18 protein-coding genes and 1 pseudogene are annotated in these 21,235 nt (G+C 58.6%); 6 read left to right on the top strand and 13 right to left on the bottom strand.

All coding sequences use genetic code 11. The features are described from left to right. Window positions 1-69: 69 nt before the first annotated feature. Window positions 70-1,263, top strand: a complete 1,194-nt coding sequence (locus tag AC1M2H_RS06985) for an ROK family transcriptional regulator (RefSeq protein WP_480150810.1) — start codon at window positions 70-72, stop codon at window positions 1,261-1,263. Window positions 1,264-1,337: 74 nt separating this feature from the next. After that, a complete protein-coding gene (locus tag AC1M2H_RS06980) occupies window positions 1,338-1,760 on the top strand; it encodes a DoxX family protein (protein WP_480150809.1) in 423 nt (140 codons plus the stop codon). Window positions 1,761-1,826: 66 nt separating this feature from the next. Here the strand turns inward: AC1M2H_RS06980 and glyA are convergent, their stop codons facing one another. Beyond that, complete coding sequence (glyA, locus tag AC1M2H_RS06975) at window positions 1,827-3,080, bottom strand: serine hydroxymethyltransferase (protein WP_480150808.1); 1,254 nt, start codon at window positions 3,078-3,080, stop codon at window positions 1,827-1,829. 322 nt (window positions 3,081-3,402) lie between these two features. On the opposite strand from glyA, the gene hmpA reads away from it, so the two are divergent. Beyond that, the gene (gene hmpA, locus AC1M2H_RS06970; protein WP_480150807.1) at window positions 3,403-4,593 is read left to right on the top strand and encodes an NO-inducible flavohemoprotein; all 1,191 of its coding nucleotides are present in this window, start codon (window positions 3,403-3,405) and stop codon (window positions 4,591-4,593) included. A 37-nt stretch (window positions 4,594-4,630) separates the two neighbouring features. Here the strand turns inward: hmpA and glnB are convergent, their stop codons facing one another. From glnB to purL, 5 genes are all read right to left on the bottom strand, one after another. Then, window positions 4,631-4,969: a nitrogen regulatory protein P-II gene (gene glnB, locus AC1M2H_RS06965; protein WP_041146740.1), complete on the bottom strand. Its 339-nt coding sequence runs from the start codon at window positions 4,967-4,969 to the stop codon at window positions 4,631-4,633. A 213-nt stretch (window positions 4,970-5,182) separates the two neighbouring features. Further along, a complete protein-coding gene (gene glrR, locus AC1M2H_RS06960; RefSeq protein ID WP_480150806.1) occupies window positions 5,183-6,520 on the bottom strand; it encodes a two-component system response regulator GlrR in 1,338 nt (445 codons plus the stop codon). Next, complete coding sequence (gene qseG / locus AC1M2H_RS06955) at window positions 6,507-7,211, bottom strand: two-component system QseEF-associated lipoprotein QseG (RefSeq protein ID WP_480150805.1); 705 nt, start codon at window positions 7,209-7,211, stop codon at window positions 6,507-6,509. The genes glrR and qseG overlap by 14 nt, the downstream gene beginning before the upstream one ends. 17 nt (window positions 7,212-7,228) lie before the next feature. Further along, on the bottom strand, window positions 7,229-8,665 hold the full coding sequence (locus tag AC1M2H_RS06950; protein ID WP_480150804.1) for a sensor histidine kinase: 1,437 nt from the start codon (window positions 8,663-8,665) through the stop codon (window positions 7,229-7,231). A 655-nt stretch (window positions 8,666-9,320) separates the two neighbouring features. Next, complete coding sequence (purL, locus tag AC1M2H_RS06945) at window positions 9,321-13,208, bottom strand: phosphoribosylformylglycinamidine synthase (RefSeq protein ID WP_480150803.1); 3,888 nt, start codon at window positions 13,206-13,208, stop codon at window positions 9,321-9,323. Between the two features lie 174 nt (window positions 13,209-13,382). On the opposite strand from purL, the pseudogene mltF reads away from it, so the two are divergent. After that, a pseudogene (gene mltF, locus AC1M2H_RS06940) lies at window positions 13,383-15,001 on the top strand (membrane-bound lytic murein transglycosylase MltF). On the opposite strand, the gene tadA reads toward mltF, so the two are convergent. Both tadA and yfhb read right to left on the bottom strand, forming a co-directional pair. Further along, on the bottom strand, window positions 14,998-15,504 hold the full coding sequence (tadA, locus tag AC1M2H_RS06935; protein ID WP_480150802.1) for a tRNA adenosine(34) deaminase TadA: 507 nt from the start codon (window positions 15,502-15,504) through the stop codon (window positions 14,998-15,000). The pseudogene mltF and the gene tadA sit on opposite strands and share 4 nt — an antisense overlap. Before the next feature lie 61 nt (window positions 15,505-15,565). After that, window positions 15,566-16,138 carry a phosphatidylglycerophosphatase C gene (yfhb, locus tag AC1M2H_RS06930; protein WP_480152319.1) on the bottom strand — a complete coding sequence of 191 codons (573 nt, stop codon included), beginning with the start codon at window positions 16,136-16,138 and terminating at the stop codon, window positions 15,566-15,568. Window positions 16,139-16,408: 270 nt separating this feature from the next. On the opposite strand from yfhb, the gene AC1M2H_RS06925 reads away from it, so the two are divergent. Further along, window positions 16,409-17,257: a MurR/RpiR family transcriptional regulator gene (locus tag AC1M2H_RS06925; RefSeq protein ID WP_480150800.1), complete on the top strand. Its 849-nt coding sequence runs from the start codon at window positions 16,409-16,411 to the stop codon at window positions 17,255-17,257. A 56-nt stretch (window positions 17,258-17,313) separates the two neighbouring features. Beyond that, window positions 17,314-17,574: a YfhL family 4Fe-4S dicluster ferredoxin gene (locus AC1M2H_RS06920; RefSeq protein ID WP_480150799.1), complete on the top strand. Its 261-nt coding sequence runs from the start codon at window positions 17,314-17,316 to the stop codon at window positions 17,572-17,574. Here AC1M2H_RS06920 and acpS read toward each other — a convergent pair. The 5 genes from acpS to rnc all read right to left on the bottom strand — a co-directional run bounded on the left by acpS (window position 17,571) and on the right by rnc (window position 21,145). Continuing rightward, window positions 17,571-17,951 (bottom strand): holo-ACP synthase, encoded by a 381-nt coding sequence (gene acpS / locus AC1M2H_RS06915; protein WP_426811972.1) that lies wholly within the window; start codon window positions 17,949-17,951, stop codon window positions 17,571-17,573. The two genes, AC1M2H_RS06920 and acpS, sit on opposite strands and share 4 nt — an antisense overlap. After that, window positions 17,951-18,682, bottom strand: a complete 732-nt coding sequence (gene pdxJ / locus AC1M2H_RS06910) for a pyridoxine 5'-phosphate synthase (RefSeq protein WP_480150798.1) — start codon at window positions 18,680-18,682, stop codon at window positions 17,951-17,953. Before pdxJ ends, acpS begins: the two co-directional genes overlap by 1 nt. Window positions 18,683-18,690: 8 nt before the next feature. Next, a complete protein-coding gene (gene recO / locus AC1M2H_RS06905; protein WP_480151863.1) occupies window positions 18,691-19,431 on the bottom strand; it encodes a DNA repair protein RecO in 741 nt (246 codons plus the stop codon). Between the two features lie 131 nt (window positions 19,432-19,562). Next, window positions 19,563-20,468 carry a GTPase Era gene (era, locus tag AC1M2H_RS06900; protein WP_480150797.1) on the bottom strand — a complete coding sequence of 302 codons (906 nt, stop codon included), beginning with the start codon at window positions 20,466-20,468 and terminating at the stop codon, window positions 19,563-19,565. Next, window positions 20,465-21,145, bottom strand: coding sequence for a ribonuclease III (rnc, locus tag AC1M2H_RS06895; protein ID WP_041146753.1), 681 nt, complete (start codon window positions 21,143-21,145; stop codon window positions 20,465-20,467). The genes era and rnc overlap by 4 nt, the downstream gene beginning before the upstream one ends. Window positions 21,146-21,235: the final 90 nt, after the last annotated feature.

Raw genomic sequence — 21,235 nt, 5'->3', positions numbered from 1 at the left:
CAGTTTAATAGACAGAATCAGCGCATTTACGCACAATAATCACGCAATTTAGTTAACAAGGTTTAGTTTATGAAAGCCTGCATTAACAATCAGCAAATCCGCCATTACAACAAGGGCGTGCTGCTGGAGTATCTGTACCGTAAGAAACGAGCCAGTAAATCGGCGCTCGCGCGGCTGGCACAAATCTCGATCCCCGCGGTCAGCAATATTCTCCAGGAGCTGGAAGAAGAAGGACGCGTGGTCAACGTACAGGACGACAGCCTCGCCCGCGGCCATAGCAGCGGCGCCTGGCTTATCGCACCCGACGGCGACTGGACTCTATGCATGAACATCACGCCAACCAGCATCGAGTGTCAGCTTGGCAACGCCTGTCTGAGTGCGAAAGGTGACGTTGAATATCACGCCATCGACGCCCCAACCCCTCAGGCGCTGCTGGCAGCGATTGAGAAGTGCTGGCATCAATACCGTAAGAACTGGCCCAGGCGTAAAATCAATCTGGCTCTGGCGGTTCATGGGCAGGTTGATGCGGGAACGGGGGTCTCCCAGACCATGCCGCAAGCTCCCTGGAAACAGCCCGTGGAGATGAAATATCTGCTGGAAGAAAAGCTCAACGTTCGCGTAATGGTCGATAACGACTGCGTGATGCTGGCCCTGGCGGAGAAATGGCAAAATGACGGGCAGTATCGGGACTTCTGCGTTATCAACGTCGATTACGGTATTGGCTCCTCGTTTGTTATCAACGACCAGGTCTGGCGAGGTAGCCTTTATGGCAGCGGCCAGATTGGCCACACCATTATTAATCCTGACGGCGTAGCCTGCGATTGTGGCCGCTACGGCTGCCTGGAGACCGTGGCCTCCCTCAGCGCGTTGCAAAAACAGGCGCGGATATGGCTTAAAACGCAGCCCGATCTCGCAGATAATCCGGAAGCGCTGACCATCGATGCCCTAATCGAAAAATGGCAGCAGGGTGACTCACGCCTTCATACCTGGGTGGAAGACTCCGCAAACGCCATCGGGCTTAGTCTCTACAATTTCTTGAACATATTGAATATAAACAATATTTTATTCTATGGGCGCAGCTGCGGCTTCGGCGAGGAGTGGCTAAATACCATTATCAGACAGACCGGGTTCAATCCTTTTGATCATCGGGATGCCCCCCGCACTCGCGCCACCCACATCGGCTTCGGCCAGCTAACCCGGGCGCAGCAGCTGATGGGCATCGGTTATCTGTACATTGAGGAGCAGCTACAAACGCTGCGCTAATCCCGGACAGCGCGTGGCGGGGAGCAAAATTGTGTATTACGTTTAAATAACTCGTCTTTCATAAGGTGCTGGTTATGAACGCATTACGCTATTTTGATTTTGGTTCCTCGCGCCACCTGCTGCTGCTGATTGCGCGAATTGCCGTGGTGCTGCTGTTTATTATTTTTGGCTACCCCAAGCTGATGGGTTTTAGCGGCACCGTGCAGTATATGGCTTCATCCGGCGCGCCGCTGCCGACGCTGGCGGCCATTATCGCCATCGTGATGGAGGTTCCGGCGGCGATTCTGATTATTCTCGGCTTCTTCACGCGTCCGCTGGCGGTCATCTTTATTTTTTATACCCTCGGCACGGCGGTTATCGGCCACCATTTCTGGGATATGTCTGGCGATGCGGTGCTGCCAAATATGATTAACTTCTATAAAAACGTCAGCATTGCCGGCGCCTTCCTGCTGCTGGCGATAGTCGGCCCGGGCACCCTCTCCCTCGACCGGCGTTAATCGCCGGGCAACGGACGTAAAAAAGGCCGCATTCGCGGCCTTTTATTCGCTTTCAACAGCTAAGCGTTATGCGTAAACCGGGAAGCGGGCGCAGATATCCAGAACTTTACCTTTAACGCGCTCGGTTACCGCTTCGTCATTGATGTTGTCCAGAATGTCACACATCCAGCCGGCCAGCTCTTTCACTTCCGCTTCTTTGAAGCCGCGGCGAGTCACGGCCGGAGAACCGATGCGGATACCGGAAGTCACGAACGGGCTCTTCGGATCGTTCGGCACGCTGTTTTTGTTGACGGTGATGTTGGCGCGGCCGAGGGCGGCGTCAGCTTCTTTACCGGTCAGGTTCTTATCCACCAGATCCAGCAGGAACAGGTGGTTTTCAGTCCCGCCGGACACCACTTTATAGCCGCGGTTCAGGAACACTTCCACCATCGCTTTGGCGTTTTTCGCGACCTGCTGCTGGTAGACTTTGAACTCTGGCTCCATCGCTTCTTTCAGCGCCACGGCTTTCGCGGCGATAACGTGCATCAGCGGGCCGCCCTGCGCGCTTGGGAAGACGGCAGAGTTCAGCTTTTTGTACAGCTCTTCGTCGCCGCCTTTCGCCAGGATCAGGCCGCCGCGCGGACCCGCCAGGGTTTTGTGCGTGGTTGTGGTGACAACGTGAGCGTGCGGAACCGGGTTCGGGTAAACGTCCGCGGCGATCAGGCCGGCAACGTGCGCCATATCAACGAACAGGTATGCGCCGATGCTGTCGGCGATTTCACGCATTTTTGCCCAGTCAACGATGCCGGAATAGGCAGAGAAGCCGCCGATGATCATCTTCGGCTTGTGGGTCTGCGCCTGCTTCGCCATATCTTCATAGTCAATTTTACCGGACTCATCAATACCGTAAGGAATGATGTTGTACAGCTTGCCGGAGAAGTTAACCGGGGAGCCGTGAGTCAGGTGGCCGCCCTGCGCCAGGTTCATACCGAGAACGGTATCGCCCGGCTGCAGCAGAGCGGTGTAAACCGCGAAGTTAGCCTGCGAACCGGAGTGCGGCTGGACGTTGGCGTAGTCGGCGCCAAACAGCTCTTTTGCGCGATCGATAGCCAGCTGCTCGACGATATCAACGTATTCGCAACCGCCGTAGTAGCGCTTGCCCGGATAGCCTTCGGCATATTTGTTGGTCAGCTGGGAACCCTGGGCCTGCATCACGCGCGGGCTGGTGTAGTTCTCGGAGGCGATCAGTTCGATGTGCTCTTCCTGACGTACTTTTTCCTGCTCCATAGCCTGCCACAGTTCGGCATCATAATCGGCAATGTTCATTTCACGCTTTAACATCCGCATCTCCTGCTCAGCTAACAATAGATTACAGCTCTAAAAGGGGGCCTTTTTGGGCGACGGCCCACAGTATAACTGAATCGTTCGGTGATAACAGGTCTTGACAAACGATTTTACGCAAACGTTTGGCTCCGCATGGTACAAGGCTTTGAGCAATAACGTCTCTGCAAGTATCAACGGATTTCTTTTCAGGTTTGTGATGTAAATTTCTCATGTTGTAACTGGTTCGAGGGAGAGTGTTAAAGAACCATTTACATTGCAGGGTTATTTATATAAGATGCATTTAAAATGCATCATTAAGATAACACTAAAGGAAGCTGCTATGCTCGACGCTCAAACCATCGCTACGGTCAAAGCCACCATTCCCCTGCTGGTTGAAACCGGTCCGAAGCTGACCGCCCACTTCTACGATCGCATGTTTGCTCATAACCCCGAACTCAAAGAAATCTTCAATATGAGCAACCAGCGTAACGGCGATCAGCGTGAGGCGCTGTTTAACGCTATTGCCGCCTACGCGAGCAATATCGACAACCTGGCGGCCCTGCTGCCGGCGGTAGAAAAAATCGCCCAGAAGCACACCAGCTTCCAGATCAGGCCGGAGCAGTACAATATTGTCGGCGGCCACCTGCTGGCGACGCTGGATGAAATGTTCAGCCCGGGTCAGGAAGTGCTCGACGCCTGGGGCAAGGCCTACGGCGTGCTGGCAAACGTCTTTATCAACCGCGAAGCCGAAATCTATCAGGATAGCGCCCGCAAGACCGGCGGCTGGGAAGGGACCCGCGCGTTTCGCATCGTGAAGAAAACCCCGCGCAGCGCGCTGATCACCAGCTTCGAGATGGAACCGGTGGACGGCCGGCCGGTGGCTGATTATCAGCCGGGCCAGTACCTGGCCGTCTGGCTGAAGCCCGAAGGGTTTGAATATCAGGAAATTCGCCAGTACTCCCTGACGCGTAAGGCGGATGGCAAAGGCTATCGCATTGCCGTGAAGCGCGAGAACGGCGGCCAGGTATCGAACTGGCTGCACAATGCGTCAAGCGAAGGGGACGTGGTGCACCTGGCGGCGCCGGCGGGCGACTTCTTCCTTACCGTTGACGCCGAAACCCCGGTAACCCTGCTTTCCGGCGGCGTCGGTCAGACGCCAATGCTGGCGATGCTGGATTCGCTGGCCAAAGCGCAGCATCCGGCGCAGGTTAACTGGTTCCACGCGGCGGAAAACGGCGAGGTTCACGCCTTTGCCGATGAGGTCAGCGCGCTGGGTGCGGCCCTGCCTAAGTTTGCTTCTCACGTCTGGTATCGCAGCCCTGGCGAAAAGGACCGTCAGGCGGCGCGTTTTAATAGCGAAGGTTTGATGGATTTGACCGCTCAGGCAGAGGGCCTGCGCGACCCGCTGATGCAGTTCTACCTCTGCGGCCCGGTCGCCTTTATGCAGCACGCGGCGAAGCAGCTGGTGGCGCTAGGCGTGAACGGCGAACGCATTCATTACGAATGCTTTGGCCCGCATAAGGTGCTGTAATTGCTGCCCCTCTCCCCGCCGGGGAGAGGGTTAAAACTTAAATCGCTTCGTCGTCTTCTTCCCCGGTGCGGATACGAATCACGCGCGCCACGTCAAAGACAAAGATTTTGCCATCGCCGATTTTACCGGTCTGCGCCGTGCGGATAATGGTATCCACGCAGGTATCGACGATATCATCCGTAACCACGATTTCGATTTTCACTTTTGGCAGAAAATCCACCATATACTCCGCACCGCGGTACAGCTCGGTATGGCCCTTCTGACGGCCGAAGCCCTTCACTTCCGTTACCGTCATCCCAGTGATGCCGACTTCCGCCAGCGCTTCACGCACGTCATCCAGCTTGAAAGGTTTAATAATCGCATCAATCTTTTTCATGGTGTTCCTGTCTTAGAGCCTATACCACTAAGGCTATTTTACTTGCCATTTTGAACCTGGGCAGTGCTCAAAATCCTCACGTACTACGTGTACGCTCCGGTTTTTCCGCGCTGTCCGTGTTCAAACTGCCTGCGACAATAACGCCTGGTGGGATAGGCTCTTAGTCGCGTAACCGGTTGCTCACCGTATCATAACTTGCGCTATGGCGCGGAGCTACTCTTTAAAGTCGTTGGCGTCGAGCTCGTGGCGCGACAGCAGTTTATAAAATTCGGTGCGGTTGCGTCCGGCCATCCTCGCCGCGTGCGTCACGTTGCCTTTGGTAATTTGCAGCAGCTTGCGCAGGTAGTTCAGCTCAAACTGATTGCGCGCCTCGACAAAGGTCGGCAGCGCGGTATTTTCGCCTTCCAGCGCCTGCTCCACCAGAGCGTCGCCGATTACCGGCGATGAGGTCAGCGCCACGCACTGCTCAATCACGTTCACCAGCTGGCGCACGTTGCCCGGCCATTTAGCGGCCATCAGCCGCTTCATCGCGTCGGTGGAGAAGGCGCGGACAAACGGCTTATGCCGGTCGGCCGACTGCCGCAGCAGGTGGTTGGCAAGAAGCGGAATATCCTCGGTTCGATCGGCGAGAGGCGGGATCTTCAGGTTCACTACGTTCAGACGATAAAACAGATCTTCGCGGAACTCGCCGCGGGCCATCGCCTTCGGCAGGTCGCGGTGGGTGGCGGAGATGATTCGCACGTCGATGTCGATATCGCGGTTGCTGCCCAGCGGGCGCACCTTGCGCTCCTGCAGGACGCGCAGCAGTTTTACCTGCAGGGCCACCGGCATATCGCCGATCTCATCGAGAAACAGCGTGCCCCCTTCGGCGGCCTGAAATAGCCCTTCGCGATTGCTGACCGCGCCGGTAAAGGCGCCGCGGGCGTGGCCAAACAGCTCCGACTCCAGCAGCTGCTCCGGCAGGGCGCCGCAGTTGATGGCGACAAACGGCTTGGCGTGACGCGGGCTGGCGTTATGAATCGCCTGAGCGACGATCTCTTTGCCGGTGCCGCTCTGGCCGTTAATCAGCACGCTGACGTCCGACTGCGCCACCATCCCCGCCTGCTCCAGCAGACGCTGCATCAGCGGGCTGCGGGTCACAATCGCCTGGCGCCAGCGCTCATCCGTCGCCGGCGCGCTGTGCTCCAGCGCGTCATCAATGGCTTTATATAGCGCGTCTTTGTCCACCGGCTTGGTCAGGAAGCTGAATACCCCCTGCTGGGTCGCGGCCACCGCCTCGGGAATCGATCCGTGGGCGGTGAGAATAATCACCGGCATTCCCGGCTGCACCTTCTGGATTTCGGCAAACAGCTGCAGGCCGTCCATTTCATCCATGCGCAAATCGCTGACCACCAGATCGACCTTATCGCGCCCCAGCACGCGCAGCGCCTCGGGGCCGCTTTCGGCAGTGACCACGCTGTAGCCTTCGCTGACAAGGCGCATCCCCAGCAGCTTCAGCAGCCCCGGATCATCGTCCACCAGCAGCAGGCGCGCGGGTTTACGGCTCGTCATGAGTGGCCTCCGGGACTTTATCGCCGCCGTGACCGACGTCAGAATTAAAATTTCCTCCCGGCTTGCGGCTGGAGAGCTGACGCTCAATGTCGGTGAGGTTTTCCAGCTTACGCGTGGTGAGCTCCAGCTCGCCGCGCAGCTGCTGCTCCTGCTGGCGCAGCGCGTCGAGCTCGACATCGTTGGTCTGCTGTAGCTTCGCGTAGCGGGAGCGCTCTTCCACCAGCTGCAGCTGCCGGCTCTGGCCGTCGCGCCAGAGCTGATAAAGCGGGCGCACCTGCACGGCTATTTGCGCGCTGAAGGTATCCAGGCGAGAAACCAGCTCGCGCCGCTCATCCGGGGTAATTTTGGCGTCCGCCAGCAAAATGCCGCGCTTAAACGCATTCTGCCAGCGGTCGTCATCGTGCAGCCGGGCTTCCGCCCGCGCCTGCACTGGAGAAAGGCGATCGGCGCAGTCAATTCCGCGCAGCCAGTAGAGCGGATTTTTGTCGCTGATATCACCGTTCAGGGACCAGATATCGGCGCAGTCAACCGAGAGGAAATCCGCCACCTGGTGCTGCGGCAGTTCGGGCTGCGCCTTGTCGCCTGCCGTATGCGGCGATAAAGCCGCGGAACATCCGGCCAGCGCCAGGCAGGAAATGCCGGACAGCAGCCAGACTTTGACGGGACGAACCCATGCGAAAAAGTGGGACATAGTCACCCATTGTTGATTTATGTGTTGATTTTTTCCGGCCCGGCGGCGGGGAGCGTGATGCGAAAACAGATAAGCCCCGGTTTATCGTCGACCAGGCTGAGCTCGCCCTGCATTTGTCGCACGCAGTCCCGCGCAATGCTTAACCCGAGACCGCTGCCTTTTACCGCCCCTTTACGCTGGTGGCTTCCCTGATAAAAGGGCTCAAAAATCATTTTTCTTTCCGCCGGCGGTATCGGCTCGCCGCTGTTGCTTACGTCGATGCGCACCTGCTCGCCGTGCCGGTAGCTATGGATATGAATGTTACCGGATTCAGCCCCATAGTGCACCGCATTGGAGTAGAGATTATCCAGCACGCTGGTCAGCAAAGCCGGCTCCGCCTGGCAGAAGCGGGCCTCAAGGCTGAGATCCGTTCGCATCAGTTTAGCTCTTGCCGGCAGACTGTGGGCAGAAACGACGCTTTCGACCAGCTCTGCCAGGTTAACCGTCTCGCGCGCCACCGGGCCGTCGGCCTGTTTACGGTTGTAATCAAGCAGCTGTTCAATCAGCTTTTGCAAGTTGCGGCTGCTGCCATCAAGGATCTCGACAATCTCCTGCTGCTCGGCGGTCAAAGGCCCGGCGACGCGGTCGGCAAGCAGCTCCGTACCTTCGCGCATGCTGGCTAAGGGGGTTTTCAGCTCATGGGAGAGATGGCGCAAAAACTGATGCCGCTGCGACTCCAGCCAGGCCAGGCGCTCGCTCAGCCAGATGATGCGCTCGCCGACCGAGCGCAGCTCGCGCGGCCCGGTAAACAGCGCCGCGTTATCCAGGGACTTCCCTTCCCCCAGCCGGTTAATCATCTTCTCAATTCCTTTTACCGGGCCGATGATCATGCGGGTAAACAGCAGCACCAGCGCCAGGCTAAGCAGGAACAGCACCAGCGCCTGCCAGCCGAAGAACTGCCCGCGTTCGGCGATCTCCTGCTGCAGCTGCTGCCCGCGGGAATAAACGACCGTTCGGGTGGCCTGCACCATCATGCTGCTGTTCGCGGCGAAGGCTTCCAGGCTCTCTGCGGACTTTGCCTCAGGGCTGCTGTTTTTACACCTCAGCTGCGCCAGGTCGCTCAAATCCTGGCGCAGCGCCTGCCAGATTTTCTCATCCGGCAGGACGCCGGCGTGGGCGTCCAGCATTTCGCTGTAGCGCTGGCGCTGATTCTGATAAACCTTCGCCAGCGTCGGATCGTCCAGCACGCAGTACTGGCGGTAGCTGCGCTCCATTTCCAGCGAAGCGTTAACCATGGCCTCGCTGCGGCGGGCGTCGACCAGCGTGGTCCGGTTGATGTGCGCGGCCTGGGCGCTGAGAGCGTTCAGGCTCTGCCACGCCTGCCAGGCCAGAACCAGCAGCGGTAGCAGGATCAGCACAAAGGAGAGCGTCACCAGCTGGCGCAGCGAACGGGGGAAAAGGGAGAGTCGCTTCAAATATATAGCCTCAAACGTTAGCTTAAGACGATGCTAACCGAGGATGCCGCAGAGTAACAGGAGCAATCAGCGGATCTGCCGCACGAAGGACGACGGTCCGGGGCGAAGCCGGTCAGCGGCGCGGATAATCACGCCGCTGGCTTGCCATAGGGCGGAAATAATAAAGCCAGGCATTTGCCTGGCTTTATTAAGAAATAAGGCGGTGCCTAACTCGACGTTTCGCCCGATGGCTGATAAAGCGGAGCTATTATCAGGAGCTGGACGGCAGGCACCTTGTTGTGCGTCATTCGAAGTTTATGTAGCGCATCCCGAAGGGGCTGACATAAGAAGGTGAATGAGCCACTGCATATTATTATGCACGTTCTATGCCACATTACAAAACATTTTATTAACACAATGAAATATAATGCGTTTTATGCATTTAACACCCCGAACTGCAACGTCTGATTTTTCGCCACAGTGTCGCCATTTAGCAACACTTAAAAACCGGCCTCATGGGAACTTTTAAAATCAACAACTTAAATGTCTCCATTTGGCGACACCCCTTCCCCGCGTTTGTCGGTAAATCCCGACACCCTGCCGCGATATCCATCACAAACAAAAAGGCCCCCCGCTATTGCAGGAGGCCTTTTAGAGCAAAGCGCCTGGGACCGGTTTAGCCTAGCTGCTTACGCGCGTTGCGGAAGATACGCATCCACGGGCTGTCCTCGCCCCAGTTTTCCGGGTGCCAGGAGTTGGCCACGGTGCGGAAGACGCGCTCAGGGTGCGGCATCATGATGGTAGCGCGACCGCTTTCGCTGGTGACGGCGGTAATCCCGTTCGGTGAGCCGTTCGGGTTCGCCGGATAGCTTTCGGTGACCTTACCGAAGTTATCCACGAAGCGCAGCGCAACCAGCCCTTTGCTCTCAAGCTGCGCCAGATGCGCGCCGTCGCGAACCTCCACCTGCCCTTCGCCGTGGGAAACGGCGATAGGCATCATTGAGCCGACCATCCCCTGCAGCAGCAGAGACGGGCTTTGCGTCACTTCAACCAGGCTGAAGCGCGCCTCAAAGCGGTCGGAGTGGTTACGCACGAAGCGCGGCCACAGGTCGCTTCCCGGGATCAGCTCCCGCAGGTTGGACATCATCTGGCAGCCGTTGCACACGCCCAGCGCCAGGGTCTGCGGACGATGGAAGAAGGTCGCAAACTCGTCGCGCACGCGGTCGTTGAACAGTATCGATTTCGCCCAGCCTTCGCCCGCCCCCAGCACGTCGCCGTAGGAGAAGCCGCCGCAGGCTACCAGCGCCTGGAAATCGGCCAGGCCGGTACGGCCGGCAAGCAGGTCGCTCATGTGCACGTCTACGGCATCAAAGCCCGCGCGATGGAAGGCCGCGGCCATCTCCACGTGCGAGTTGACTCCCTGCTCGCGCAGCACCGCCACCTTCGGACGCGCGCCGGTCGCAATGTACGGCGCGGCGATATCATCGCTGATATCGAAGGAGAGCTTAACGTTGAGGCCCGGATCGCTGTCGTTGCCTTTCGCGGCGTGTTCGCTATCGGCACACTCGGGGTTATCGCGCAGACGCTGCATCTGCCAGGTGGTTTCTGCCCACCACGTACGCAGCGTAGAGCGGCTTTCGCTGAATACCGGGCTGCCGTCGGCGGTGATGACAAAGCGGTCGCCTGCCGTTGCCTGACCGAGGTAGTGGGTGCACTCCGCCAGGCCGTGGGACGCCAGCAGCGCTTCAACCGCCTCGCGATCCGCGGCGCGGACCTGAATCACGCCGCCCAGCTCTTCGTTGAACAGCGCCGCCAGGCTATCGTCGCCCAGCGCGGCGATATCCACATCCACGCCGCAGTGGCCGGTAAAGGCCATTTCGGCCAGCGTCACCAGCAGGCCGCCGTCAGAACGATCGTGGTAAGCCAGCAGCTTACGTTCAGCCACCAGCGCCTGCATTGCGTCCCAGAAGCCTTTCAGCTGCGCGACGTCGCGCACGTCCGCCGGAGTATCGCCCAGCTGGCGATAGACCTGCGCCAGCGCGGTCGCGCCCAGCGCGTTGCGGCCGTTGCCTAAATCAATCAGCAGCAGGGCGTTATCTTCGGTGGAGAGCTGCGGCGTGACGGTACGACGCACATCTTCCACGCGGGCAAAAGCGGTGATCACCAGCGACAGCGGAGAAGTCATCTCACGCTGCTCGCCGCCTTCCTGCCAGCGGGTTTTCATCGACATCGAATCTTTGCCGACCGGGATAGTCAGACCCAGAGCCGGACACAACTCTTCGCCAACCGCTTTCACCGCTTCGTACAGGCCGGCATCTTCGCCCGGGTGTCCGGCCGCCGCCATCCAGTTTGCCGAAAGCTTCACGCGATTCAGCGCGCCAATCTGCGTGGCCGCCATGTTGGTCAGCGCTTCCCCTACCGCCAGGCGGGCGGAGGCGGCAAAGTCCAGTAACGCCACCGGCGTGCGTTCGCCAAGCGCCATCGCTTCGCCGTAGTAGCTATCGAGGCTGGCGGTGGTGACCGCGCAGTTAGCTACCGGGATCTGCCACGGGCCAACCATCTGATCGCGCGCCACCATACCGGTCACGGTACGGTCACCGATGGTGACGAGGAAGGTTTTTTCCGCCACCGCCGGCAGGTGCAAAACGCGATTTACCGCATCGGCAACGGTCATGCCCTGGCGGTTCAGCGCTTCACCTTTCGCCTTCAGGGTCTGCACGTCGCGGGTCATTTTCGGCGTTTTACCCAGCAGCACGTCCAGCGGCAGATCGATCGGCTGGTCGTTGAAATGGCTGTCGCTCATATTCAGATGCAGCTCTTCGGTAGCGTCGCCGATCACGGCGTAAGGCGCGCGCTCGCGGCGGCACAGCTCGTCGAACAGCGGCAGCTGGTCCGGCGCCACCGCCAGCACGTAGCGCTCCTGGGATTCGTTACACCAGATTTCCAGCGGGCTCATGCCCGGTTCATCGCTGAGAATATCGCGCAGCTGGAATTTACCGCCACGGCCGCCGTCGCTCACCAGCTCCGGCATCGCGTTCGAAAGGCCGCCCGCGCCGACGTCGTGGATAAAAAGAATCGGGTTGGCGTCGCCCAGCTGCCAGCAGCGGTCAATAACCTCCTGGCAGCGGCGCTCCATTTCCGGGTTGTCGCGCTGGACGGAGGCAAAATCGAGGTCCGCATCAGACTGGCCGGATGCCATAGACGATGCCGCGCCGCCGCCGAGGCCAATGTTCATCGCCGGGCCGCCGAGGACGATAAGCTTCGCCCCCACGCTAATTTCGCCTTTCTGCACGTGTTCGGCGCGAATGTTGCCGATACCGCCGGCCAGCATGATCGGCTTGTGGTAGCCGCGCAGCTCTTCACCGTTGTGGCTGGTAACCTTTTCTTCATAGGTGCGGAAGTAGCCGTTCAGCGCCGGACGACCAAATTCGTTGTTAAACGCCGCGCCGCCCAGCGGGCCGTCGGTCATGATATCCAGCGCGGTTACGATGCGGTCCGGTTTGCCAAAATCTTCTTCCCACGGCTGTTCAAAGCCCGGGATGCGCAGGTTAGAAACCGAGAACCCGACCAGGCCCGCTTTGGGTTTCGCCCCGCGTCCGGTTGCGCCCTCATCGCGGATTTCGCCGCCGGAGCCGGTCGCCGCGCCCGGCCACGGGGAAATCGCCGTCGGGTGGTTATGCGTTTCAACCTTCATCAGGATATGCGCCGCTTCCTGGTGGTAGTCGTAAATCCCTTCCTGATGGCTGGCGAAAAAGCGACCGACGTTTGAACCTTCCATCACCGCGGCGTTATCTTTATAGGCGGACAGGACGTAGTCCGGGGTCTTCTCAAAGGTATTTTTGATCATCTTAAACAGCGACTTCGGCTGCTGTTCGCCGTCGATGACCCAGTCGGCGTTAAAAATCTTGTGGCGGCAGTGCTCGGAGTTAGCCTGCGCGAACATATACAGCTCGATATCGTTCGGGTTACGGCCCAGCGTTTTGAAGGCATCCTGCAGATAGTCGATTTCGTCTTCCGCCAGCGCCAGCCCCAGACAGAGGTTGGCGTCAATCAGCGCCTGGCGACCCTGGCCCAGCAGGTCAACGCTGGTGACCGGCGCCGGCTGATGCTGAGCGAACAGCTTCTCGCCCTCTTCCAGCGCGTTAAATACGCTTTCCATCATTCGGTCGTGCAGCTCATCCGCAACCACGGCCCACTGCTCTGCGCTCAGCGTGCCGGCTTCAACGTAGTACGCCACGCCGCGCTCAAGGCGCACAACCTGTGCCAGGCCGCAGTTATGGGCGATATCGGTAGCTTTAGAAGACCAGGGGGAGATGGTGCCAGGGCGGGGAGTGACGAGCAGTAATTTACCGGTTGGGGTATGGCTACTTAAGCTTGGGCCATACTTGAGCAGTCGTGCCAGCCTCTCGCGATCCTCACCGCCGAGCGGGGCGTTCAGGTCGGCAAAATGAACATACTCTGCATATATTGTGCTTACCGGGATGTTGGCCGCCTGAAAACGTGCCAGCAGTTTATTGATACGAAATGCCGACAGTGCAGGTGAACCACGCAAAATTTCCATCATAAGTCTCTCGTCTTCGAAGCTTTCAATATGAGCCAGGGGGGAAACGGGCGCTATTATAGTGAATCCTGTCCCCTGACGAAACCGTTTGCGTGGAAATATAATCATTCGCCGCGTTTATCAATAAATGTGACCTCCATCGCGAATAAGTTGCCAACTGGCGCATTCTTAAGCAAAATGCCGCACATTCACCGACAACCTTTTACTTTTTCCGGTCATAGTCTGCTGAGGAACACAGAGCTGCAGAAGATTAACCATCTGAAAAAACTAAAGATTAATTATCTGCTCATCGGCATTGTTACCTTACTGCTGGCGGCCGCCCTGTGGCCGTCGATCCCGTGGTCGGGAAAACCGGAGAATCGGGTTGCGGGAATCATATCGCGCGGAGAGCTGCGGCTCAGCACCATCAATTCGCCGATGACCTTTGCGGCTATCAATGACAAAAGCTACGGCCTTGATTACGAGCTGGCGCAGCAGTTTGCCGACTACCTCGGCGTCAAGCTGAAGGTCACCGTGCGGCAGAATATCAGCCAGCTCTTCGACGATCTGGATGACGGTAAGGCCGATATGCTCGGCGCCGGGCTGGTCTATAACTCCGAGCGGGTGAAGAACTATCAGCCGGGACCGAGCTACTATTCGGTATCGCAGCAGCTGGTCTATCGGGTCGGCAACGTCCGCCCGCGTACCCTTGCCAACCTCAATGCGGACCAGCTGGCTATCGCGCCGGGCCACGTCGCCATTAACGACCTGCAGGCGCTAAAGGAGAGTAAATACCCCGATCTCAGCTGGCGCGTCGATGAGAAACGCGGCACCACGGCGCTGATGCAGGCGGTCATCGATGGCGATCTGAACTACACCATCGCCGACTCCGTGGCGGTCAGCCTGTTTCAGCGCGTTCACCCTGAGCTGGCGGTGGCGCTGGATATCACCGATGAGCAGCCGGTAACCTGGTTTAGCGTCAAGGGCGACGACAATTCGCTGTCGGCGGCGATGCTCGATTTCTTCAACAACATTAATGAAGACGGCACGCTGGCGCGGCTGGAAGAGAAGTATCTCGGGCACGGCAACGATTTCGACTATGTCGATACGCGCACTTTCCTTCGGGCGGTAGAAAATATCCTGCCGGATCTGCAGCCGATGTTTGAAAAATACGCCCGCCAGATCGACTGGCGCCTGCTGGCGGCGATTTCCTGGCAGGAGTCGCACTGGGACCCGCAGGCAACCTCCCCGACCGGGTCCGCGGGATGATGATGCTCACCAGAAACACCGCTCAGAGCCTGGGATTAACCGACCGCACCGATGCCGAACAGAGCATCAACGGCGGCATGCGTTATCTGCAGGATATGATGAATAAGGTTCCGGATTCGGTGCCCAAAGATGAGCGGATCTGGTTTGCGCTGGCGGCCTACAATATGGGCTACGCGCATATTCTCGACGCCATCGACCTGACGAAAAAACAGAAAGGTAACCCCAACAGCTGGGCGGACGTCAAGCAGCGCCTGCCGCTGCTCAGCCAAAAATCCTACTACAGCCGGCTGAAATACGGCTACGCGCGGGGCCATGAAGCGTACGCTTACGTCGAGAACATTCGCAAGTACCATATTAGCCTGGTGGGCTATCTCTCCGAGAAGGAGAGCAATGACGAGCAGGCGCTGGCGATGGCCGGCGACTATCCGGCGGTGATGCCGGATGAGGTAGATAAAAAGGAGGAGCGGACGCTACCGTTCTTTCAGTTCCGCGCCGAAGCGCTGGTCGATAACGCCAAATTCAAAATGCCCGGGCTGAGCCACTACTAGCCCTCGCCCTCCTGGCGCGCCTTTTTCAGCGCCTTTTTCTCTTCCCGCCGCCAGCGGAAAAAATCGCTCAGCATGGCCGAGCACGAGTCAGCGAGAACGCCTTCGGCGATCTCAACCCGATGGTTCATCCCCGGATGGTGCAGCACATCGATTAGCGATCCGGCGGCGCCGGTTTTGGCATCCCGGGCGCCAAATACCAGCCGCGAGATGCGGCTATGGACCATCGCCCCGGCGCACATCACGCAGGGCTCAAGCGTCACGTACAGCGTAGCGTCAATCAGGCGGTAGTTTTGCAGCACCAGCCCGCCCTGACGGATGGCCATAATCTCGGCGTGCGCGGTCGGATCGTGACGGCCGATGGGGCGATTCCAGCCCTCGCCGATGACCTGATTATTGTGTACCAGCACGGCGCCCACCGGCACTTCGCCCTCTTCCCAGGCGCGTTTAGCCAGCGTCAAAGCGTGGCGCATCCAGTATTCATCATTGCGTTCATGGTCAGACAAAGCGGGGACTCCTGTGCAAAAGCGGGGCGCATTATACATGCCGGCCGTGCATTAGACACTATCACTCTAGCTGATGCAGGTCGCCCTGCGGCGTCACCCGCCAGCGATGCTGGCAAAAGCAGAGCAGCGGATTATCCTGCTCGCTGTCGCTATAGCCGCTATACAAGCGCAGCGGCGCGCCGATTTTTTGCTCCAGCTGCACCACTTTTTCATGCCCCAGGCAGCGCAGGGTCAGGACCCAGCCGCCGTAGCGCCGCGCCATTCTGCTGGCGATGAGGTTCACTTTGGGTAGCCAGGGCGTATCAAAATAGACCTGCTCCACCAGCGACTGCGGCGAGCCGGTGATCAGCCAGACGTCGGCATCGGTGCTGGTCAGGTAGCCCGTCAGCCGGGCATGCACCACCGGGAACGCCGTCACGTGCTGGCGAAACCAGCGGACAAAGTTAGCCTCCAGGCGCCTGAGCGTCGCCTCGCTGCGCCCGCAGGTGGACGCCCACAGCAGCAGGCTCATCGGCCAGCGCGCCGCCCTGCCGTTGATCAGCAGCCCGCCGAGGATAAGCGGCAGCAACGCAATCACCGGCAGCAGATTCAGAGGCTGATGACGCAGGACGTAGCGTATAAAGCTGCCAAACATATCCTGCTGATGCAGGGTTCCATCAAGATCAAAAAAGACCACCCGACGCGTAGCGCTATTCAAATCTAACCTCTTCTTTTCATCATTACGGCTTAGCGATAGCTTACCAGCCTTGCCTCCTGAATATTAAAAACATCTGCGGGCGTTGAATTTGGGTTAAGGTCGTGCATCAAGAAATCTCGCCGTAGAATTTTTAATTCGCCATAATCCTCTTATAATCGAATACAAAATTCTTTCAGCAAGAGGCGAAGGCTGTCCTCAGGAAAACCTATGAACTGTTTAATCCGCATTCGTCAGCGCTATCCCTCGCTGGCGGCAAGCGATAAGAAGCTGGCTGATTTTATCCTCGCCGAGCCGGACCAGACCCGTCACCTGAGCTCGCAGCAGCTGGCGGGCGAAGCGGGCGTCAGCCAGTCCAGCGTGGTGAAATTCGCCCAGAAGATGGGCTTTAAAGGTTTTCCGGCCCTGAAGCTGGCGCTAAGCGAAGCGCTGGCCAGCGCCCCCGATCCGCAGTCGGTCCCGGTGCATAACCAGATCCTCGGCGACGATCCGCTGCGCCTGGTGGGTGAAAAGCTGATTAAGGATAACGTGGCGGCGATGCACGCCTCGCTGGACGTTAACAGCGAAGAGAAGCTGCTGGAGGCCGTTGCGCTGCTGCGCACCGCCCGTCGGGTCATTATTACCGGCATCGGCGCCTCGGGCCTGGTGGCGCGCAACTTCAGCTGGAAGCTGATGAAGATTGGCGTTAACGCCGTCGCCGAGCAGGATATGCACGCCCTGCTGGCCACCATCCAGGCAATGTCGCCTGACGATCTGCTGCTCGCCATCTCCTACTCCGGCGAGCGGCGTGAAATCAACATGGCGGCGGCAGAAGCCCTGCGCGTCGGCTGCCGGATCCTGGCGATCACCGGCTTCACCCCCAACGCGCTGCAGCAGCAGGCCTCCCTGTGTCTCTACACCATTGCCGAAGAGCAGGCGACGCGCAGCGCGGCGATCTCCTCGACCAGCGCGCAGATGATGCTGACGGATCTGCTGTTTATGGCGCTGGTGCAGCAGGATCTTGAGCATGCGCCGGACCGCATTCGCCACAGCGAGGCGCTGGTGAAAAAACTGGTGTGAGCAGAAAATGGGCGTATAATGCCCGCCCTGTTTGTGTTGTTTCTGAGAATTACCTGATGGCGCTGTTAATTACCAAAAAATGCATCAACTGCGATATGTGCGAACCGGAGTGTCCGAACGAGGCCATTTCGATGGGTGAGAGCATTTATGAAATTAACAGCGATCGCTGCACGGAGTGCGTGGGCCATTATGAAACGCCCACCTGTCAAAAAGTGTGCCCGATCCCCAATACGATCCTCAAAGATCCGGCGCGCCCGGAGAACGAAGAGCAGCTGTGGGATAAGTTTGTGCTAATGCACCACGCGGATAAAATCTAGCTCTCGATAATGACCGTTGCGCAGGCGTAGTGGCGCTCATCGGCCAGCGTGACGTGAATCGCGCTGACCCCCAGGCGCTGCGCCAGATTCTTCGCCTCACCCCATAAGCGTAGCTTCGGTTTACCCAGCTCGTCGTTGTAGACTTCAAACTGGTTAAAAGCCAAACCGTTACGAATCCCGGTCCCCAGCGCTTTTGCCGCCGCCTCTTTCACCGCAAAGCGCTTGGCCAGAAAGCGCACCGGCTGCTGGTGCTGCTCCCAGATTGCCCACTCGCTATCGCTTAAAACGCGTCGGGCAAGGCGATCGCCGCTGCGGGCGATCACCGCTTCAATGCGGGCAATTTCAACGATATCCGTGCCCAGCCCGAGAATAGCCATTAAGGACGGGCTTCCTGCATCAGGCGCTTCATTTCAGCAACCGCTTCCTTCAGGCCGCTCATCACCGCGCGACCGATAATCGCGTGGCCGATATTCAGCTCATGCATTTCCGGCAGTCGGGCGATGGCCTTGACGTTGTGGTAGGTCAGACCGTGTCCGGCATTGACCTTCAGGCCCAGGCTGGCGGCGTAGGTGGCCGCTTTGGCAATGCGCTCGAGCTCTTTCGCCTGCTGAGCGTCGCTTTCGGCGTCCGCGTAGCAGCCGGTATGAATTTCGATATAGGGCGCGCCGACTTCCGCCGCCGCCTTAATTTGCGCAAAATCGGCATCAATGAACAGCGAAACCAGAATGCCGGCGTCGGCAAGGCGCCGGCAGGCGTCGCGCATTTTTTCGCGCTGGCCGGCAACGTCCAGGCCGCCTTCGGTGGTCACTTCCTGGCGCTTTTCCGGCACCAGGCAGCAGAAATGCGGTTTGGTTTCGCAGGCGATGGTCAGCATCTCTTCGGTGACCGCCATTTCGAGGTTCATGCGGGTATCCAGCGTCTGACGCAGGATGCGCACGTCGCGGTCGGTGATATGGCGGCGATCTTCGCGCAGATGCACGGTAATACCGTCGGCACCGGCCTGCTCGGCGATAAACGCGGCCTGTACCGGGTCCGGGTATGCGGTGCCGCGAGCGTTACGTAGCGTTGCGATATGGTCAATGTTGACCCCTAACAGTAATTCAGCCATGACAATCCTCATTGTTCATTATTTGTTTTATCCGCTCGCGCCACGCTGGCGGGGATAAACTGGCGAAACAGCTCCCGGCTCTTCAGCGGCTTGCCGCCAAGATACGGCTTCAGGGCGATACGGGTAAAGCGTTTGGCGGCACGTAAGGCATCGCTATCCGGAAATTCACGGCTAGCCAGCGCCTTCAAATGGTGCCCGGTAAAGCTGCTGTTATCAATAACCAGGCTGGCGATAAAGCCTTTTTCTTCGCGGTAGCGATAGGTCATGGTATCGGAGACCGCTTCGCCGCTGCCGGCACAGTGCAGGAAATCGACGCCGTAGCCGAGATGCCCGAGCAGGGCTAGCTCGAAACGGCGTAAAGCGGGTTCCGGTGAACCGCTCGCGCCGGCCAGCGCCTGCAGACAGTGCAGGTAGTCGAAAAAGAGTCCAGAGAAACGGGTTTCGTGTTCGAGCACGCGGGAGAGCAGCTCATTGACGTAGAGGCCGCTATAGAGCGTAACCCCGCTGAGCGGGAGCGCCAGCGAGACGGCCTCGGCGCTGCGCAGCGTTTTGACTTCGCCACGGCCGCCAAAGCGGAGCAGTAAGGGGGTAAAAGGCTGGAGGGCGCCTTTGAGGCTGGAGCGTTTGGAACGCGCGCCCTTGGCAACAAGGCGCACGCGGCCCGACTCTTCCGTGAAAACGTCCAGCATCAGGCTGGTTTCGCTCCACGGGCGGCTATGCAGGACGAAAGCGCGCTGCCAGCCTTCCATCATACGCGTCGTCTTGCAGGCGACAGGCGCGCCGGCCGCGTCCATTCACTCCGGACGCTGGCTGCGGTACGCTCCCGGAGACTCGCGATCGTGCCGCCTGCCTGCGCCTCGAAAGCCATAGAGTATTTAACTCAGAGATCGTCAACGTAGCCGAGGCTGCGCAGCGCGCGCTCGTCGTCGGCCCAGCCGGATTTGACCTTCACCCACAGTTCGAGGTGAACCGGCGCTTCGAACATATCCTGCATGTCCTTACGCGCTTCAATGCCGATGGTTTTGATTTTGGCACCTTTGTTGCCAATCACCATCTTCTTCTGCCCTTCACGCTCAACGAGGATCAGGCCGTTAATATCATAACCGCCACGCTCGTTGGCCTGGAAACGCTCGATCTCAACCGTGACGGAGTACGGCAGCTCGGCGCCGAGGAAGCGCATCAGCTTCTCACGGATGATTTCAGAAGCCATAAAGCGCTGGGAGCGATCGGTGATGTAATCTTCCGGGAAGTGATGAATCGCTTCCGGCAGATGTTTACGCACGATCCCGGCGATAGTATCGACGTTGGTCCCGGTTTCTGCGGAAATAGGCACGATATCGAGGAAGTTCATCTGGCTTGCCAGGAACTGCAGGTGCGGCAGCAGATCGGCCTTCTCCTGCACGTTATCGACTTTGTTCACCGCAAGAATAACCGGCGCCCTGGCGTCGCGCAGCTTGCCCAGCACCATTTCGTCATCGGCGGTCCAGCGGGTGCCTTCGACCACGAAGATCACCAGCTCAACGTCGCCAATCGAACTGCTTGCCGCTTTGTTCATCAGGCGGTTAATCGCCCGCTTCTCTTCCATATGCAGCCCGGGAGTATCAACGTAGATTGCCTGATACGGCCCTTCGGTATGGATACCAACGATGCGGTGACGGGTGGTCTGCGCCTTACGCGAAGTAATCGAAATCTTCTGCCCAAGCAGCTTGTTCAACAGCGTGGATTTACCCACGTTCGGGCGGCCAACGATGGCAACAAACCCGCAGTAATTTTTTTCTTCGCTCATTCCAGCTCCAGCTTTTTCAGCGCCTGTTCGGCGGCAGCCTGCTCCGCCTTGCGACGGCTGGAACCCGTGCCGACCACCGGTTCACTCAGGCCGCTAACCTGGCAGTGGATAGTAAATTCCTGATCGTGTGCTTCCCCGCGCACCTGAACCACCAAATAGGACGGCAGCGGCAGGTGGCGACCCTGCAGATACTCCTGCAGGCGGGTCTTCGGATCTTTTTGCTTATCGCCCGGGCTAATTTCGTCCAGACGAGTTTGGTACCAGGAGAGGATCAGACGTTCGATATTCTGAATATCGCTGTCGAGGAAAACTCCGCCAATTAACGCTTCGACGGTATCAGCCAGAATCGACTCACGACGGAAGCCACCGCTTTTCAATTCACCCGGCCCCAGACGCAGACACTCACCCAGCTCGAACTCGCGGGCGATTTCCGCCAGCGTGTTGCCCCGTACCAGCGTCGCGCGCATGCGGCTCATATCGCCTTCGTCAACCCGAGGGAAGCGATGGTAGAGCGCATTCGCGATCACAAAACTCAAAATAGAGTCGCCTAAGAATTCCAGGCGCTCATTGTGTTTGCTGCTGGCACTGCGGTGAGTTAATGCCTGTTGCAACAGCTCCTGATGATTAAAAGTGTAGCCCAGCTTCCGTTGAAGCCGATTAATTACGATGGGGTTCATGCGTTACCAATAGATGAATGCGTCAAAAATGCAGCACACGAAACCGACCTGAGCACTCTCGCCAACTTCACGTTGCATGCGCGCTTGCTT

The organism is Klebsiella sp. F11 (assembly GCF_056712265.1).
The sequence above is the reverse complement of the archived record's forward strand: the minus strand, read 5'-3'. Positions and strand labels throughout refer to the sequence as shown.